The following is a 14,270-nucleotide window of genomic DNA, read 5'->3' as shown; positions in this document are numbered from 1 at the left end:
CATCAACATCAACATCAACATCAACATCAACAACAATAGCAGCAAGAGGCAAAGCCAGAAGCTGAAGCAGATTCAGATTCAGATTCAGATTCAGAGCCAGAGGCAGCGGAAGAGGCAGTGTGCCACTACAAGGCTTGTTCATCCGCTCCTGCCAGGCAACAGCGGCGGCCGCTTTATCGACAGAGACTTTGTCCTGCTCGTCTTTTGAGAGTAAGGCGATATTCCATTTCGACATATCTGCACCTGCAACGTTTTCCAGAAAGATACTGTGGATAATACGCACATTTACAGACTTCATCGACGGATAATGGGGAAGGAAGGCAGGAGAGGAGAGTTTGCGGCGCCGGAGGCGCGGCGACGTTTGTCTCCGGCAGGCGCAGCCTGCCCGGGTTTTGCGCGCGGGCTGACAGGCGCCCTCCGGCCCGGACGCCTGCCATCATGCTTACTGGCCTTTTCCACCCTGTAAGATGAAGTGTCCGCCGATGTAGACGGCACACTGACAGGTCATGTAATAGCAGATTTCATCCATTACCTGGGCGGTGGTCAGTTCCCGCTGCCCGGCATCCCGGCGGCGTGCGTTAATCAGAGTTTTGTACTGGCGCAGGATATCGCGGCTTTGTGGTGCAAGTTTCATGTGTTTTCTCCTTAACCGGCGGGCTTCCCCGCCGGACATTATTCAGTTTCTGAAGACATAACCGTCATGGAACACATACCCGTCGCTGAATAAATCCCGCGCGTATGCCTCATAATCGAAATAGACGCGCAGGGATTCGGGCACCTCGTTTAACAGGCCGTTGTCCTCCACAAAGCCATAAGCAAAATCTTCCTCGCTTTCCGCTTCGCCGTAATACGCGTCATCAAAGGCGTCATAGTCGCACTCGCCGGTATACTCCGCCCAGGCCACAAACGCGGCGGCGCGCCCGTCGTCCTGTGCCTGCCGGAAAGCCTCAATAAACGCCCACTTAACAGAGGATTCAGAGGCAAACTGTGACGGGATGCCCTCGATGTCCTGGAACATCAGCTCGGGATCTTCCTCGCCGGCGTGCAGCGTCCGGCAGGCGCCATAAAACGCGTCTTCGTCGTCGAAATCGGTTAAATCAAACCATTTGCCAAAAATGCTGCCGCAGTTGTACTGGTGATACGTGCCCACGTAGACGGCCGGAGTGGTGATGGATGAATTCATTTTTTTCGTCTCCCTTCGGGGCGGCATAGCCGCCCCGGTCGTTAATCAGTCCAGCGCGGCGTAAATAGCGTTGCATTCCGGGTGGAAGGTAATGAGATTCCAGAGCTGGGCATCACGCAGCATGTAAAGGTGGGTCAGGGCCGGGTTGCCGCTGTCATGGTGGGCCGCCAGACGGCGATTAACGGCCAGCGATGTCAGAATAATGCCCGCCGCGTCGGCGCTCACAGTGCGGTCAAACCAGCTTTCCGTGCTGACCAGATGAACGCGGCCACAATCGGGCATCATGTAACCGCCGCCCTCCGGTAAGCGGATGTAATGCCAGAATTCGACTTCATATTCGGGCATCCATTTTTTTGCCAGTGCATACACCTGCAATTCTGCGAGCATAAAATCCATGCCGAACATGTACGGCATGAAGGACAGGCGGTCGGACTCTTCAACATTCAGGGCCGGGCGCGTTTTCACATACTGCATGGTAAAACCTCCGTAATCACATGGACTGCGACACCGGGCGGTGCCGTGCCTCCATAACAGACGGGCGACCAGTCGGGAATGCAGGGGCGCAAGGGAAGCCGCAGCCTGACGCACACGGCAGACGGGAGTTGGAGGGTGAGGCCGTGAATCCTGAGCGGTCGAACGACCGGAAAATCCCGGCTGACGGGAAGGAAGGACCGGGTGACCGCCGCGTTCACTTTACCCTTGCATTCGCGACAGCCCGGCTAAGATGGAGGCACGGCACCGCCCGCACACGACACGGCGATAACAGAGGCTGGTTTTCATCCCAAAGGCCCGGAGGCCGGGCCGGGTAAACGCGGAGCCGGCACGGTGACATCCTTATCGCATACGGTCATCCCGCGCCGGTCAGTGGGGGGAAGTGATTTTTCCTCCCCCGCCATCATCATTCAGTTTGTGCGGGCGTCGCCCGGGCTTCACTCACCACCTCGCGCAGTACACGGCGATCAAGCCAGCGGCGGGCCGGGTCGCCGGGGAAACGCAGCATATCGGTAATAACGCCTGCGGCTTCGATTTCCTCCCGTCGTTCATTAACCACGGTCAACAGGATGGGGCAGAACGACGCCCCGCGCACCAGAACAGCGTCAAGGACGGCATCCAGTACGTCAGTGTCGTTTTCATCGAGCCAGTTTTCATGCTCGTACTCGTCAGCCAGTACGCGCCAGTCACCAAACCGCCTGTCCATCAGTCGCGGCGTGACGGACGGTTTCAGCGCAGCGGCAAGGCGGTGCGCATCCAGCCTGACGATTTCCGCTATCTGCGTGAGGGAGGCTTTCAGGAAAGCCAGCAGATCGTCACATTCCGCCGCCGTCAGCCATTCCTGTGCATAAGGCAGATGAAGTGTCTGGGCGTCCGCCAGTTTTTCCGGCGGCATAAAGCCCTTTGCCGGGTACAGATACAGCCGCGCCGGGGTTCCCGCCAGCCGCCGGGCGCTGGCGGTCAGCAACCCGGCCCGGCCATAGGTCAGCGGCAGGCAAAGGTGCGTGACCAGCGCCAGAATGTGCGCGGCATCGAGCGAGCCGGTGGCGACTGACCAGCCGGGCATGGTTTCAGGCGCGATTTGCATCATATCCACGCAAGGCGGCCAGCCCGCATCCTTTAGCATCCGGTCGCCGTGGCGGAGTATCAGCGCGTTGAAGGTGTCGTTTCTCATGTTTTTTCCTTCGGTGAATGCCCCGCCGTTCAGCGGGGCGGATGGGTCAGGCGGCCAGTTCACGTTTCAGCCAGGCGATTTCTGCCTGAGCGTCAGCGACACTCGGGTAGTGATCGACCGTCAGGGACGGCGAATGCTCGTCTTCTCCGTTAATCGCCTGTGCGGCAATGTCCGTGATGCGATACAGCGTATCGACGGGGACGCTCACGCGGGGAATGCCCGGGCGAATCCCTGCGTACAGCGCCTGCACGGTGCGGAATGACACGCCTTCTTCGGTGTGCTCCCCCGTTCCCGTGCGGCCGATAAGCTCAAGCAGGGTTTGAGCCTCGGCCTCCGTCATGTTCCCGGACAGGGCCAACACGTCTTCTTTCGTCCAGACCAGCAGGGCATAGCGTTCTTCGTTCCCAAACATGCGTTTAAGTTTTTTGTTCAGTTCTTTACGGGTGCCATACAGCATGGTGTTGTCTCCGTGATTCAGTGGGGCGGCCTCGCCGCCCGGGGTTCAGTCTCTGAAAGATTCATCGAGTAACAGGGCGATATTGAATGCCTCGTCCATCAGGACGTTGAGGCGTCGCAGGCTCACGCCTGCCAGCCGTTCCGGCAGTCCGTCGTGCTGGTAGTGGTATTTGTCTTCCAGCACTTTCAGGGTGGTTTTCAGGTCGCAGATGTTGTTGGCCAGCCCGGCCATATCGCGGCGCAGGGCGTCGTGTCCGTCGTAGTTCATCACGCCACCTCCGGGAGCCATTCATCGTTCGCCGCCGGGGTGTTGACGGCCCGGTGCATGGCGGCCAGTCGCTCGGTTCCGGCCCGGTGGTACTGCGCCAGCATTTCAATGCCGATATAGCGGCGTCCGGCGCGGTATGCGGCGACGCAGGTCGAGGCACTCCCTGCGAACGGGTCGAGGACAATCGCGCCCGGGGCGCTGAATGACTCAATCAGCGGCTGTAGCGCCTCCACCGGTTTCTGGTTCGGGTGCAGTGGGTTGCCGGTATACGGAAAAGGCATCACATCCGGCAGCGGTCTGAGGGGCGGCACCGGGCGGCCTTTGGCAAGGACATAAGCCCCTTCATGGCGGTAGTCCACGAATCCGCGACGGTCTTTCGCATTACGGCGGTTGGAAGCATAGGTTTTGGTGAACACAAGCTGGCCCACGGCATAGAACCCCGCCGCCTTCCACGCGGCCATAAAGCGGTCCACCCGGTTCCAGCCGTAGAAACTGACCATCAGCGCGTCTTTTTTCAGCACGCGGTACATCTCAAGGGTGGCAGGCGCCAGCCATTCATCGGTTTTATCGCCGGCAATACTGCGCCCGGAACGGTCCTTAAACCCTACTAAATAAGGTGGGTCAGTCACGATAAGGTCCACGGCACGGTCGGGGAATCCGCGCATCACATCAATACAGTTCCCGAGAATGAATCTGGACATGACAGCACTCCTGTAGTCAGAGGGGGCAGGAGGCATCACCGCGATACCGTTCCCTGCCGCACGCTGCCTGTTCATCGCGTCCGGTCACGGGTCAGGCCGACCGTGGAATACCGCAGCCGTCAGTCTTTTCGACGGCAAGGATATGCCGCGAAAGCGGCTTGAAGGGCGTTCCTTAAAAGGGCGAGGGACTGGCGTACACTCTCAACGACGCCGGGCCTGAGCGGAAAAGCCGCCCGTCCCGTACCCGACCGGACGCGAGACACTGGCAGCGGGTGGCAGGCCTTCAGCGACATCAGGGAAAGAGGAGTATCGGCATACCTGTCCACAAACACGGGGTTTAAGATTGTGGATAACCTGAAGGCAGACAGCGGAGAAGCGCGGTGGGACAGGCGTCATCACGCCTGTGTTTTTTTTATACAATCAGCGACAAAGCATCAGCGGTTCCGGGATTTATCTCCGGCCACGGAGAGGCCGATATACACGCCCGCGCCCCAGATAACCTGGGAGAGCACGAAAACCCACAGCGGGACGTCGAACACCAGGAGCGGGAGCAGGCATACCGTCACGATACCAATCATGCGGCTGCCGTACTGTCTGCGTACCGGTTCGCTGCTGTCGACGGGTACGCCGGCAAAGCGGAGAGCATTTCTGAAGACGGGGGACATAAAGACCTCCTGGATAAAAATTCATTGGTTATCTGTATATTACAGGATACCGCTACCTGTGTAGCCCCGATATACGTTTTTTCAGGTCACTCATTTTTTCGCAACCACAGCAATGTTTTAGCCCGGAACGGCATAAAGAGGCTTGCAAATTCTGACAACCGGGAAAATAATAACTGTACATCCATACAGTAAAGAGGTGCGCCATGTTGCAGATTTCCGTCCGTTTTTCCCCGGAGCAGGTGAAGGCCATGCGCAGCGGCACCTTTGCCGCACTGCAGCAGGAAATTGAGCGCCGCCTCACCCCACGATACCCTCAACTCTGGCTGAACATCGGAAAAAGTTCGCAGACCGCGCTGGATGTCAGCGGCGCGCGCAGCGACAAGGAAAAGTCGGACATCATGAACACACTTGAAGCCATCTGGCAGGACGACACATGGCTGCCGGAATGAGTCGCAGGGAGCCCCTGTTTGACCCGGAGGCGGTGTTCACTCTTCCGGCCACGCCATCTTCCCTGCAGCTGCCCCTGTTTGCGGATGCCTGTGCGGCGGGTTTTCCGAGCCCTGCCGGGGATTATGTTGAGCAGGAGCTGGATTTAAACAGCCTGTGTATCCGCCATCCGGCAGCCACTTATTTCCTGCGCGCCAGCGGAGAGAGTATGAAAGACCTCGGTCTGTATGACGGCGACATTCTGGTCGTGGACCGGTCGGAGACCGCCGTGGACGGCGATGTGGTGATTGCGGAAGTGGACGGCGGGTTTACGGTAAAGCGGCTGCGTCTGCATCCCCGCCCTGCCCTGGAGCCGATGAATCCGGCTTATCCGACGCTCTGGCCGGAAGAACTCACGCTGTTCGGCGTGGTGATGCACTTCATTCATCGTACCCGCGCCCGCCTGTAAGGAGTACCGGTATGTTTGCCCTGGCTGACGTCAACAGCTTCTATGCCAGCTGCGAGAAGGTCTTTCGCCCGGACCTGCGCGACAGGCCGGTGATAGTCCTCAGCAACAATGACGGCTGCGTAATCGCACGCAGCCGCGAAGCCCGCGCCATCGGTATTCCGATGGGCGCCCCCTGGTTTAAGGTGAAGGGACTGGCGGAAAAGCATAACGTGGCCGTGTTCTCCAGCAATTATTCGCTGTACCACAGTATGTCAGAACGGGTCATGCGTTGCCTTGAGGCGCTGGCGCCGCGCGTGGAGCAGTACAGTATCGATGAGATGTTCCTCGACGTCGCCGGCATCGACAACTGCGTGGATTTTGAGGATTTTGGGCGCCAGTTGCGAGAGTATGTGCACCGCCACACCGCGCTGACCATCGGCGTCGGTATGGGACCCAGCAAAACGCTGGCAAAATCAGCCCAGTGGGCTTCCAAAGAGTGGCCGCAGTTTGGCGGCGTACTGGCTTTGACCCCGGATAATCCCCGCCGGACAGAGAAACTGCTTTCACTGCAGCCGGTGGAAGAAATATGGGGTGTTGGGCGCCGGATCTCGAAGAAGCTGAACACAATGGGGATCACCACAGCACTGCAGCTGGCGCGCGCGAATCCAGCATTCATCAGGAAGAATTTCAACGTGGTGCTGGAGAGAACCGTCCGGGAACTCAACGGAGAAAGCTGTATTTCGCTGGAAGAAGCGCCTCCGCCAAAACAGCAGATAGTCTGCAGCCGGAGTTTTGGTGAACGCATCACGGAATATGACGCAATGCGCCAGGCTGTCTGCCAGTACGCGGAGCGTGCTGCGGAGAAACTACGCAGTGAGCGGCAGTACTGCAGACACATCGCGGTCTTTGTGAAAACGTCGCCGTTTGCCGTGAAGGAGCCTTACTACGGAAACATGGCCAGCGAGAGTCTGCCGTTCCCGAGCAGAGACTCGCGGGATATCATCGCCGCTGCCGTCAGAGCCCTCGGACGCATCTGGGTCCCCGAGCACCGTTATGCCAAAGCCGGCGTGATGCTGAACGATTTCACGCCTGCGGGGGTTTCTCAGTTGAGTCTGTTTGATGATGTTCAGCCCCGGGCAAACAGCGAAGCCCTGATGAACGTTGTGGACGGGATTAATCATTCAGGACTTGGGAAAGTCTGGTTTGCGGGACGAGGCATCGCTCCTGACTGGCAGATGAAGCGAGATTTACTGTCGCCAGCATATACCACAAGATGGGCGGACATTCCGTCAGCAAGGCTCTGTTAAAAAACAGCATGAAGTCATGAAGTCATGAAGTCATGTTTTTTCAGGTTCGCTCAAACATATGTGTCATTATCGATGAAGTGCAAAACCGAGGGTTTCTGGAGCTAGAGACAGGCTTAAAAAATCGCATGAAAGAATGACATCATGAAAAACCACTTTCATGATGTCATGCTAACATTATTTCATTTTATTTCTGTACATGTCATACCCGGCAAGGAGCATATCGGTCATCGAGATCCCCTGCTCTGCTGCATATGCCTTCATTTCTTTATGTTTCGACACCGGAACTTTGATTTGGATAGGTTTGACAGCCGAATCCGGAACAGCCCCTTTTCCGGTAACATCCAGTGTCGGTTCGTCCTCTTTCGGGGGCTCAATTTTAATTGATTTACCAGGGCCTTTCATAAACTTCCTCATGCTCAGGGTAATGATATCGTTAAATCATGCTATCATGAATTAATTATATCATGAATCTCTTCAATCATTTGTTTTGCAGTCTCATTCAACGATTTGAATGGCGTTTCATGTAATGCCCGTCCAGTATCAAGAGCTTCGCCGTAACTGGTTTTGAAGGGGATGACTGTATTGATTACTTTATAACCCCACGCTTTGATTGTTTCCTGAGCTTTTTCGCCCTGCGATTGAGATGGTGATTTAGAAACGATAAAGACAATCTTGCTCTTATCAATCCCCTTCTTTATCAATTCACGAGCCAGTTCAAGTGAGGGTTCAAGATCATCAATAGTAGTCCCCGTGGTAATAATGACGAGGTCAGATTCATCTGCGACATCCAGTGACGTTGTCTCTGCTGCAGGGCGCCCATCGATGATCAGCAAATGACAGCTATCTTTCATCCTGACAGCAGTTTCAACCCGGCGGTAAAGAGCACAATCTATCGGGCTTAGCCCACTTTTCTCGCGTCGTTCTGTCCACTTCAGTGAGGTTTGTTGTTTGGTGTCTATATCAGCCAGATGCGTCTTCCATCCAGCTTCTGAAAATCCAACAGCAAGCGTTCTAGCTTCGGTGCTTTTTGAACCACCGCCTTTCTGACCAACGATCGATATAACCTTTCCCATGGTATCACCCTTCATTAAATCATGATTTCATTATCAAGTTCTACAACTAAGCTAACTATGACATAGCTGAGGTAAAGGAACAACATTAAATCATGATTTAATGATTTCAGTAAAACATGCAAAACAATAATGACTTAAATTACAATAGCATAAAAATAAATGAAATCATGATTTAATTATAACATGATTTCATTTATTGAGTAACTAAGGCGACCTGACTTGTCCTGACATAGAAACCTCCGCTACTAAACGTCCCCCCAAAAAAAAGCCGCATTAGCGACTCTGTTTACGGATGAATAGTTCTATGAAGCATCAATTGCCAGGCGGTACATTTCAGCCGATATCCTGTGCCTTGTGCAATCAATCGTTAGATCACGACCTCTACCATGCTTGGCTATTCCACCACCGTGTTAAATCGAAACCGCGAGTCAGCTCGGAAAAGCGAGGGGCTGGACAAGCCTGGAGGGCGCGTTAGCCTGACACATTAGGGTATACTTTATATGTACCACCCAAAAAGATACCGGGTAATTTTATTGTGACTACTTAAGTGATACCATGATGAGCAGTACCACTTAAATGTTACCATCAGGACAAAAAATGTTCGTTTTTGGGTATCTCCGGGCATCCACTTCAGAGCAGGATGCCAGCCGGGCAAAAAATGTACTGAAGGCGTTTGCAAACCAACATGGCCACCGTATTGCTGGCTGGTATATCGATAATGTCTCCGGTACGACAATGAACCGCCCTGAACTGATCAGGCTTCTTGGTGATGCGGAACCTGGTGATGTGATCCTCATTGAACAGGTCGACAGGCTCACTCGCCTGGATGATGCAGGCTGGGAGACACTCAGAAAGCAAATTACAGACAAGCAGCTGGCCATCGTCAGTCTTGATCTACCGACCAGCTATCTGGCGCTATCCAGCACAGTAAGTGATGACTTTACCCGAAGCATGCTGAAGGCCGTAAATGGCATGATGCTGGATATGCTGGCCGCTATTGCCCGAAAAGATTACGAAGACCGTCGACGTCGACAGTCAGAGGGTATCAGTAAGGCGAAAGCAGAAGGAAAATACCGGGGCAGGGTGGCCGATGCGCAGAAACACGAACTGATTCGCACTCTGCGCCTGGTCAATGGAAAATCGCTGCGAGAAACAGCTCGCCTGGCTGGCGTTTCTAAAATGACTGTGATCCGGGTCTGCTCCAGCGCTGATAAATAACGTTTACAAAGGAAGTAAGATGAAAACAAAAAAGATACCCCTGGTAATTTATACGGTAATCGTTGCAGGACTCACTATTCTGGGAACGCGACTCTACGACTCCGTTTCGGACACAACAGATCCTGCCATTGCAAATGGTCCCTTCTGGGCTGGATTGTGTGTGAAAACGGACAGTAAAGATGGAATGAATGAATTAATTTGTTCGAATATCAGGATTTTCGTGAAAGCCGAAGATTATGATCGCTCTGTTCGCAAACGTGAGTTGTCCGGCATCCTGAATGATTGATATGCGAGAAGACTGACTGAGCGGCCTTACAGGAAAGAAAAACATCATCATCCGCCAGGCCATTATGTGCCGCTCGTGCCTGTGATAGCATATCCGGGTCAATTTTCAGAGCCAGGGCTGATGAAGAAGAAAAACAGCACACCCACTCCTCACGATGCTACGTTCAGGCAGTTTCTGACGCAACCGGATATTGCCCGGGATTTCATGGAGCTGCACCTCCCGGCAGAGCTGCAGGCCATCTGCGACCTCAGCACACTGAAACTGGAATCCGGCTCGTTTATTGAGGATGATCTCCGCCAGTATTTCAGCGACGTTCTCTACAGCCTGAAAACTACCGCCGGGGATGGCTACGTTCACGTGCTCATTGAGCATCAGTCCTCACCCGACAAACATATGGCTTTTCGCCTGATACGCTATGCGGTGGCCGCCATGCAGCGACACCTGGAAGCTGGCCATAAGAAGCTGCCACTGGTGATACCGGTCCTTTTCTATACCGGTAAACGCAGCCCGTATCCGTACTCCACCCGCTGGCTGGATGAGTTTGACGACCCGATTCTGGCCGGAACACTCTACAGCAGCGCTTTCCCGCTGGTAGACGTCACGGTCATTCCGGATGATGAAATCGCCGGGCATCGCAGTATGGCTGCCCTGACCTTGCTGCAGAAACATATTCATCAGCGCGATCTCGCTGAACTGGTTGACCGCCTGGCGCCCATTTTGCTGGCCGGATATCTGTCTTCATCACAGGTAGTATCGCTGGTACACTATATCGTGCAGGCAGGTGAAACATCGGACGCCGAAGCCTTTGTACGCGAACTGGCACAGCGTGTGCCGCAACACGGAGACGCCCTCATGACGATCGCACAACAGCTCGAGCAAAAAGGTATTGAGAAGGGTATCCAGCAGGGGATCGAGCAGGGCATCCAGCTGGGTGAACAACGTGGTATTGAAAAAGGCGAGCGCGAAGCTACTCTTAAAATTGCCCGTACCATGCTGCAGAACGGCATTGACCGCAATACTGTCATGAAAGTGACCGGTCTGACGGAAGAAGACCTGGCGCAGATCCGCCACTAATCCCCCTTTCCTGGCACTCCCTGTCCGGCCATCAGTGAATACTGGTGGGGCAGGGAGGCACCAGACTCAGGCTCTGCCTGCCAGCCACAGCGATTTAACAGCTTCATTACCCCTGCTACGCTCCCTGTCAGACGTGCTGTCAGCGGATTTGTCTGCTGGCCATTGTCGTCAAAAGCGGCATCGAGGTTTGTCCGTAAGAGATAAACGCCGTTTACTCCAGGATTGAGTACCAAGGCATATCGCCCGGCCCATTCTCTGTCGCTCATTACGCGGTAATTCCAGCCCATGTCTTTCGCTGTTTCCAGCGCATACGTCAGCCGGAACATGTCGTTCTGTTCAGTCAGCTCGCCGCTGCAGGAGCGCCAGACATAGTCCAGTTTGTCTGCCAGCTTTGCTCTCACACCCAGCAAACGCCCCTGATTCAGTAACCACCCGATATCCTGTGCCACATCGCGCGAGAATCGCCGTTGCTTCAGTGCTGCCGCGAGCCAGCGGGTGAGAAAAAGGTTTTCCTGTGCAGGAGACAGCTCTCCCTGCTCCTTTCTGGCCAGTGCCAGCGCGACAAGTGCGCACCATGCCAGATGCCCTGTTTTGTGTGTCAGCGCCACGCGGACTCACTCCCTTTGGTCTTATAGTGGTCAGTCAATATAGTGACAATTATGACAGGTAAGCCTGTTCAAAAGACAGGCCTGACTGTCATTACGGGAGGGACTGGCGCGCCATACAGCGTTCTGAAGGGACCGTGCCTGATTGCATAAAAAAAGCCAGCGTGAAAGGCTGGCCGGACACAATTGTGGTTCGTCAAAGGGAGCAAATCCCCGGAGTGTGGGACAGACACAATGCATCCGGTGAGAAGACTGTAGTCGTGGACTGCAGGAATGCCACTGCTGAAATAAAAGAATTATTTCAGCAATTCAGCCACTCATCACACGGACCCGGCTCTCAGCTGCCAGGTTACCCCACCAAAACAGGTCACGCCGACCACCTGCTCCCACGTTTCCTTCTGCTCCAGCTGCTTCTCCAGCGCATGAAAGTCTGCATGACTGAGCACGATATCTTCCCGCTCCCCGGGTGACTCCAGAATATACCCCTCGGGTATCCGTGCTGACGATTCAGCGGCCTGTCGTGACGATATACGCCAGAAGGTTTTGATGCATCCTCCGCGAGTGAGGGCATCGAGGATGATATGTTCAGCAACGCGCATGCAGAGCTCCGGTTAACAGTATTTCAAATGCCGGCATTCAGCCGGAGGGCCTCATCATGGCGCGTAATTCCTCAACGGACAACGGCTTTGCCTCATTGCCCCGATGAATCATGGCATGGCAGTTCGGGCACAACGGGACCAGCTCGTTGACCGGGTCAATCTGATAGTCAGGTCCGAGTGTTCTCAGCGGCCGGATATGATGAACGTGGATAAATCCTTTCCCGTGCTCACCCCAGGTTTTCTCAAAATCGAATCCGCAGCACTGACAGACGGCACCATGATACGCGATACAGGCCCGCCGTGCGGCCGGGTCGCGTTCATACGCGTTGATGGTGATGGATTTTGTGGCGCCCTCAATATAGCTACCGGCGACGGACAGCTCTTCGGGATAAGGACTGGCAGTAAAGTCAGCGTACCAGACGGCGCCCTCTTTTCTCAGAAAGCGTTTTTCCAGCCGGCGTTCGAAATCCTGAATGACCGCGACGTCCGGCGCATCCGGACTGGTGGCCTGCACCATGTTAAAGGTGTACAGGTCGTATCCCCCGAGGATGTAGCCGATATGCTCAACCGCCTGGGTGTAGCCGGGGTTCTTCCTGAGCCTGGCGTTGTATTCCCACGCTTCACGCAGGATAACAGCGCGCTCCTGATCACGCTCAACGTCCCACGCCCCGAAGATGACCAGCTGGTCGTCATGGTTGATAAAAGACCAGCTCCAGGTCCAGTTACGACAGGTGGCCCCCCGGCTCTGGATGAATTGTTTGCGGTTCATTATCTGCTCTGTTTCCGTTCAGCTCCAGGCACGTATTTTACATGCTTAAGTCTGATATCCCGACTCTGGCGTCAAATAATACATGGTTCTGAACAGAAAATGCGAATGAGATAAACGAAAATGTCACTGATATTTTAACAAAAATCCAACTCATTCCAGAGTGATTGAGAAACTCACATTAAACGCCGGACTGAACGATTGTAGTCAGCTTAATTCAGCTCGGCGGTATTGACTGACTGCTTTGAGTGAGGCGCGGAAGCTGTGCGTCCGACGAATAAGATTGATGACGACAGTTTAAACACTTGTCACATATAGATGACTGACGCCACCGACCTCTCTTGTTTCCGTCTTTAAATAAGTTAATGATTTAACTAAACCACCTAATTTCTCATAGCCATATGTTCTGGAATCAAAGGAAGATTCGTTCTTATTTATATAAGACCCAACCGCAGACAATAATGACCAGCCATCATCTTTAGATGTTGCGGACAGAGCATTACTTATTAATTCTTTAAGGTCCTTATCATCAGAGAAATCTTTGGCAGCTTTTGTTTTTCTCAAGTTTTCTGTTTTTATAAATAAATTGCATGCAGAAATGAAAGCATCAGGAGTTTTCTCCTCGCCAAAGCCATATACAATGATGCCGCTTTCCCGTAGTCTATTGGCTAACCGTGTGAAGTCACTATCAGATGAAATTAAGCAAAATCCATCTAAATTCCCATCATGAAGTAAGTCCATCGCATCAATGATCAATGATGAATCAGTAGAGTTTTTGCCAGTAGTATAGCTAAATTGTTGTATAGGTTGAATTGCATGTTTGTGAAGATGTTCTTTCCATCCTTTTAGATTTGTTGTTGTCCAGTCCCCATATGCTCGTTTTACATTAGCCAATCCATATTTGGATACTTCTGAGAATAATTCATTACACAAAGATGCTTGTGCGTTATCAGCATCAATTAAAACAGCCAGTTTCTTACTTGTTTCATCAGACATAGCATATAACCTTTTGAAAATCATAAACCTAATAAAACGTACAGTTTAATATGAAGTGCTTTCAATTTCATATGTTAACACCAAAATGCACAAATAAAAATATTTACACATAATTATAAGAATAACATAATGGTAAATTCAGTTTACTTCCATCTATTTGCGTTAAGTCAAATGTCCTGTTACGTATTGATTAACACAGGCTATTATAGCAACGTTTCCCTTGATTAAGGATAGCGTTGCATCGACCTGGTGAAGTTACACCACATAGAGGCCCTGTTTAGAGAACAATGTCACCGATTTTTTTAATAAAAAAACTAACGGTTGGTTTCTGGCATTGCCGCACAGGCGCCTTTGCCCGGCATGAGCGTGCGTTATTTTCAGGGTACGCCAGTGACGGTTTTTTGATGCGCGTCAGCGCATGGGAGGCGCTTTGCGCCGGAGACCCCCGCAGCGAAGCGAGGACGAAAAAAGCATTACGGCTTCAGCCGTAATAATCCCCCACCCTTGTATCTAACAGTTTGTGGTGATTAGCT

Annotated in this window: 21 protein-coding genes and 1 pseudogene; 6 read left to right on the top strand and 16 right to left on the bottom strand. The window is 53.2% G+C overall.

Annotated features, from left to right (window positions below):
* The 10 genes and pseudogenes from HMPREF3096_RS29275 to HMPREF3096_RS13260 all read right to left on the bottom strand — a co-directional run.
* On the bottom strand, nucleotides 1-235 hold a 235-nt coding region (locus tag HMPREF3096_RS29275), incomplete at its 3' end, for a DNA polymerase III subunit theta (RefSeq protein ID WP_218069938.1).
* Between the two features lie 207 nt (nucleotides 236-442).
* On the bottom strand, nucleotides 443-634 hold the full coding sequence (locus tag HMPREF3096_RS13295) for a hypothetical protein (protein ID WP_020314643.1): 192 nt from the start codon (nucleotides 632-634) through the stop codon (nucleotides 443-445).
* A 42-nt stretch (nucleotides 635-676) separates the two neighbouring features.
* Nucleotides 677-1,183: an antirestriction protein ArdA gene (locus HMPREF3096_RS13290; protein WP_020314633.1), complete on the bottom strand. Its 507-nt coding sequence runs from the start codon at nucleotides 1,181-1,183 to the stop codon at nucleotides 677-679.
* 45 nt (nucleotides 1,184-1,228) lie between these two features.
* Nucleotides 1,229-1,657, bottom strand: coding sequence for an antirestriction protein (locus HMPREF3096_RS13285; protein WP_020314632.1), 429 nt, complete (start codon nucleotides 1,655-1,657; stop codon nucleotides 1,229-1,231).
* A 424-nt stretch (nucleotides 1,658-2,081) separates the two neighbouring features.
* On the bottom strand, nucleotides 2,082-2,849 hold the full coding sequence (locus tag HMPREF3096_RS13280; protein ID WP_020314640.1) for a hypothetical protein: 768 nt from the start codon (nucleotides 2,847-2,849) through the stop codon (nucleotides 2,082-2,084).
* Between the two features lie 46 nt (nucleotides 2,850-2,895).
* Entirely contained in the window at nucleotides 2,896-3,306 is a 411-nt protein-coding gene (locus HMPREF3096_RS13275; protein ID WP_020314645.1) for a DUF1380 family protein, read from the bottom strand.
* Nucleotides 3,307-3,351: 45 nt separating this feature from the next.
* A complete protein-coding gene (locus HMPREF3096_RS13270; protein ID WP_020314641.1) occupies nucleotides 3,352-3,573 on the bottom strand; it encodes a hypothetical protein in 222 nt (73 codons plus the stop codon).
* A complete protein-coding gene (locus HMPREF3096_RS13265) occupies nucleotides 3,573-4,274 on the bottom strand; it encodes a DNA methyltransferase (RefSeq protein ID WP_020314651.1) in 702 nt (233 codons plus the stop codon). The genes HMPREF3096_RS13270 and HMPREF3096_RS13265 overlap by 1 nt, the downstream gene beginning before the upstream one ends.
* A gap of 71 nt (nucleotides 4,275-4,345) precedes the next feature.
* A pseudogene (locus HMPREF3096_RS29265) lies at nucleotides 4,346-4,521 on the bottom strand (hypothetical protein); the annotation flags it as partial.
* A 187-nt stretch (nucleotides 4,522-4,708) separates the two neighbouring features.
* Nucleotides 4,709-4,939 (bottom strand): hypothetical protein, encoded by a 231-nt coding sequence (locus HMPREF3096_RS13260; RefSeq protein WP_020314631.1) that lies wholly within the window; start codon nucleotides 4,937-4,939, stop codon nucleotides 4,709-4,711.
* Nucleotides 4,940-5,142: 203 nt separating this feature from the next.
* Here HMPREF3096_RS13260 and HMPREF3096_RS13255 point away from each other — a divergent pair, with 203 nt between their 5' ends.
* Genes HMPREF3096_RS13255 through HMPREF3096_RS13245 form a run of 3 tightly spaced genes read left to right on the top strand, consistent with a single transcriptional unit; the run spans nucleotide 5,143 to nucleotide 7,120 of the window.
* Nucleotides 5,143-5,388, top strand: coding sequence for a DinI-like family protein (locus HMPREF3096_RS13255; protein ID WP_020314635.1), 246 nt, complete (start codon nucleotides 5,143-5,145; stop codon nucleotides 5,386-5,388).
* Nucleotides 5,373-5,834, top strand: coding sequence for a translesion error-prone DNA polymerase V autoproteolytic subunit (umuD, locus tag HMPREF3096_RS13250; RefSeq protein WP_022644717.1), 462 nt, complete (start codon nucleotides 5,373-5,375; stop codon nucleotides 5,832-5,834). Before HMPREF3096_RS13255 ends, umuD begins: the two co-directional genes overlap by 16 nt.
* Before the next feature lie 11 nt (nucleotides 5,835-5,845).
* Nucleotides 5,846-7,120, top strand: a complete 1,275-nt coding sequence (locus tag HMPREF3096_RS13245; protein WP_020314652.1) for a Y-family DNA polymerase — start codon at nucleotides 5,846-5,848, stop codon at nucleotides 7,118-7,120.
* A 174-nt stretch (nucleotides 7,121-7,294) separates the two neighbouring features.
* Here the strand turns inward: HMPREF3096_RS13245 and HMPREF3096_RS13240 are convergent, their stop codons facing one another.
* Together HMPREF3096_RS13240 and HMPREF3096_RS13235 are read right to left on the bottom strand one after the other, a co-directional pair.
* On the bottom strand, nucleotides 7,295-7,522 hold the full coding sequence (locus HMPREF3096_RS13240) for a hypothetical protein (RefSeq protein ID WP_020314634.1): 228 nt from the start codon (nucleotides 7,520-7,522) through the stop codon (nucleotides 7,295-7,297).
* A 44-nt stretch (nucleotides 7,523-7,566) separates the two neighbouring features.
* Entirely contained in the window at nucleotides 7,567-8,193 is a 627-nt protein-coding gene (locus HMPREF3096_RS13235; protein ID WP_022644718.1) for a ParA family protein, read from the bottom strand.
* Nucleotides 8,194-8,790: 597 nt separating this feature from the next.
* Between HMPREF3096_RS13235 and HMPREF3096_RS13230 the strand changes: the two genes are divergently transcribed.
* From HMPREF3096_RS13230 to HMPREF3096_RS13220, 3 genes are all read left to right on the top strand, one after another.
* Complete coding sequence (locus HMPREF3096_RS13230) at nucleotides 8,791-9,411, top strand: recombinase family protein (RefSeq protein ID WP_020314642.1); 621 nt, start codon at nucleotides 8,791-8,793, stop codon at nucleotides 9,409-9,411.
* Between the two features lie 19 nt (nucleotides 9,412-9,430).
* On the top strand, nucleotides 9,431-9,697 hold the full coding sequence (locus tag HMPREF3096_RS13225) for a hypothetical protein (protein ID WP_022644719.1): 267 nt from the start codon (nucleotides 9,431-9,433) through the stop codon (nucleotides 9,695-9,697).
* 120 nt (nucleotides 9,698-9,817) lie between these two features.
* A complete protein-coding gene (locus HMPREF3096_RS13220) occupies nucleotides 9,818-10,771 on the top strand; it encodes an Rpn family recombination-promoting nuclease/putative transposase (protein ID WP_020314639.1) in 954 nt (317 codons plus the stop codon).
* Here the strand turns inward: HMPREF3096_RS13220 and HMPREF3096_RS13215 are convergent.
* The 4 genes from HMPREF3096_RS13215 to HMPREF3096_RS29260 all read right to left on the bottom strand — a co-directional run bounded on the left by HMPREF3096_RS13215 (nucleotide 10,768) and on the right by HMPREF3096_RS29260 (nucleotide 13,737).
* Entirely contained in the window at nucleotides 10,768-11,379 is a 612-nt protein-coding gene (locus HMPREF3096_RS13215) for a DUF2913 family protein (protein WP_020314646.1), read from the bottom strand. The genes HMPREF3096_RS13220 and HMPREF3096_RS13215 overlap by 4 nt on opposite strands.
* A gap of 317 nt (nucleotides 11,380-11,696) precedes the next feature.
* The gene (locus tag HMPREF3096_RS13210) at nucleotides 11,697-11,975 is read right to left on the bottom strand and encodes a hypothetical protein (protein ID WP_020314648.1); all 279 of its coding nucleotides are present in this window, start codon (nucleotides 11,973-11,975) and stop codon (nucleotides 11,697-11,699) included.
* A 37-nt stretch (nucleotides 11,976-12,012) separates the two neighbouring features.
* On the bottom strand, nucleotides 12,013-12,744 hold the full coding sequence (locus tag HMPREF3096_RS13205; RefSeq protein ID WP_020804880.1) for an HNH endonuclease: 732 nt from the start codon (nucleotides 12,742-12,744) through the stop codon (nucleotides 12,013-12,015).
* 294 nt (nucleotides 12,745-13,038) lie between these two features.
* On the bottom strand, nucleotides 13,039-13,737 hold the full coding sequence (locus HMPREF3096_RS29260) for an NYN domain-containing protein (protein WP_020804881.1): 699 nt from the start codon (nucleotides 13,735-13,737) through the stop codon (nucleotides 13,039-13,041).
* Nucleotides 13,738-14,270: the final 533 nt, after the last annotated feature.

The sequence above is a fragment of the Klebsiella sp. HMSC25G12 genome (assembly GCF_001807705.1).
In the GTDB taxonomy this organism is placed as follows: domain Bacteria; phylum Pseudomonadota; class Gammaproteobacteria; order Enterobacterales; family Enterobacteriaceae; genus Klebsiella; species Klebsiella variicola.
The sequence above is the reverse complement of the archived record's forward strand: the minus strand, read 5'-3'. Positions and strand labels throughout refer to the sequence as shown.

Excerpts from the sequence above, each read along its gene's own strand:
- HMPREF3096_RS29260 (WP_020804881.1), bottom strand. The coding sequence starts at position 13,737 with ATGTCTGATGAAACAAGTAAGAAACTGGCTGTTTTAATTGATGCTGAT.
- umuD (WP_022644717.1), top strand. The coding sequence starts at position 5,373 with ATGGCTGCCGGAATGAGTCGCAGGGAGCCCCTGTTTGACCCGGAGGCG.
- HMPREF3096_RS13260 (WP_020314631.1), bottom strand. The coding sequence starts at position 4,939 with ATGTCCCCCGTCTTCAGAAATGCTCTCCGCTTTGCCGGCGTACCCGTC.
- HMPREF3096_RS13255 (WP_020314635.1), top strand. The coding sequence starts at position 5,143 with ATGTTGCAGATTTCCGTCCGTTTTTCCCCGGAGCAGGTGAAGGCCATG.
- HMPREF3096_RS13290 (WP_020314633.1), bottom strand. The coding sequence starts at position 1,183 with ATGAATTCATCCATCACCACTCCGGCCGTCTACGTGGGCACGTATCAC.
- HMPREF3096_RS13230 (WP_020314642.1), top strand. The coding sequence starts at position 8,791 with ATGTTCGTTTTTGGGTATCTCCGGGCATCCACTTCAGAGCAGGATGCC.
- HMPREF3096_RS13220 (WP_020314639.1), top strand. The coding sequence starts at position 9,818 with ATGAAGAAGAAAAACAGCACACCCACTCCTCACGATGCTACGTTCAGG.
- HMPREF3096_RS13210 (WP_020314648.1), bottom strand. The coding sequence starts at position 11,975 with ATGCGCGTTGCTGAACATATCATCCTCGATGCCCTCACTCGCGGAGGA.
- HMPREF3096_RS13205 (WP_020804880.1), bottom strand. The coding sequence starts at position 12,744 with ATGAACCGCAAACAATTCATCCAGAGCCGGGGGGCCACCTGTCGTAAC.
- HMPREF3096_RS13275 (WP_020314645.1), bottom strand. The coding sequence starts at position 3,306 with ATGCTGTATGGCACCCGTAAAGAACTGAACAAAAAACTTAAACGCATG.
- HMPREF3096_RS13240 (WP_020314634.1), bottom strand. The coding sequence starts at position 7,522 with ATGAAAGGCCCTGGTAAATCAATTAAAATTGAGCCCCCGAAAGAGGAC.
- HMPREF3096_RS13280 (WP_020314640.1), bottom strand. The coding sequence starts at position 2,849 with ATGAGAAACGACACCTTCAACGCGCTGATACTCCGCCACGGCGACCGG.
- HMPREF3096_RS13265 (WP_020314651.1), bottom strand. The coding sequence starts at position 4,274 with ATGTCCAGATTCATTCTCGGGAACTGTATTGATGTGATGCGCGGATTC.
- HMPREF3096_RS13295 (WP_020314643.1), bottom strand. The coding sequence starts at position 634 with ATGAAACTTGCACCACAAAGCCGCGATATCCTGCGCCAGTACAAAACT.
- HMPREF3096_RS13245 (WP_020314652.1), top strand. The coding sequence starts at position 5,846 with ATGTTTGCCCTGGCTGACGTCAACAGCTTCTATGCCAGCTGCGAGAAG.
- HMPREF3096_RS13225 (WP_022644719.1), top strand. The coding sequence starts at position 9,431 with ATGAAAACAAAAAAGATACCCCTGGTAATTTATACGGTAATCGTTGCA.
- HMPREF3096_RS13235 (WP_022644718.1), bottom strand. The coding sequence starts at position 8,193 with ATGGGAAAGGTTATATCGATCGTTGGTCAGAAAGGCGGTGGTTCAAAA.
- HMPREF3096_RS13285 (WP_020314632.1), bottom strand. The coding sequence starts at position 1,657 with ATGCAGTATGTGAAAACGCGCCCGGCCCTGAATGTTGAAGAGTCCGAC.
- HMPREF3096_RS13270 (WP_020314641.1), bottom strand. The coding sequence starts at position 3,573 with ATGAACTACGACGGACACGACGCCCTGCGCCGCGATATGGCCGGGCTG.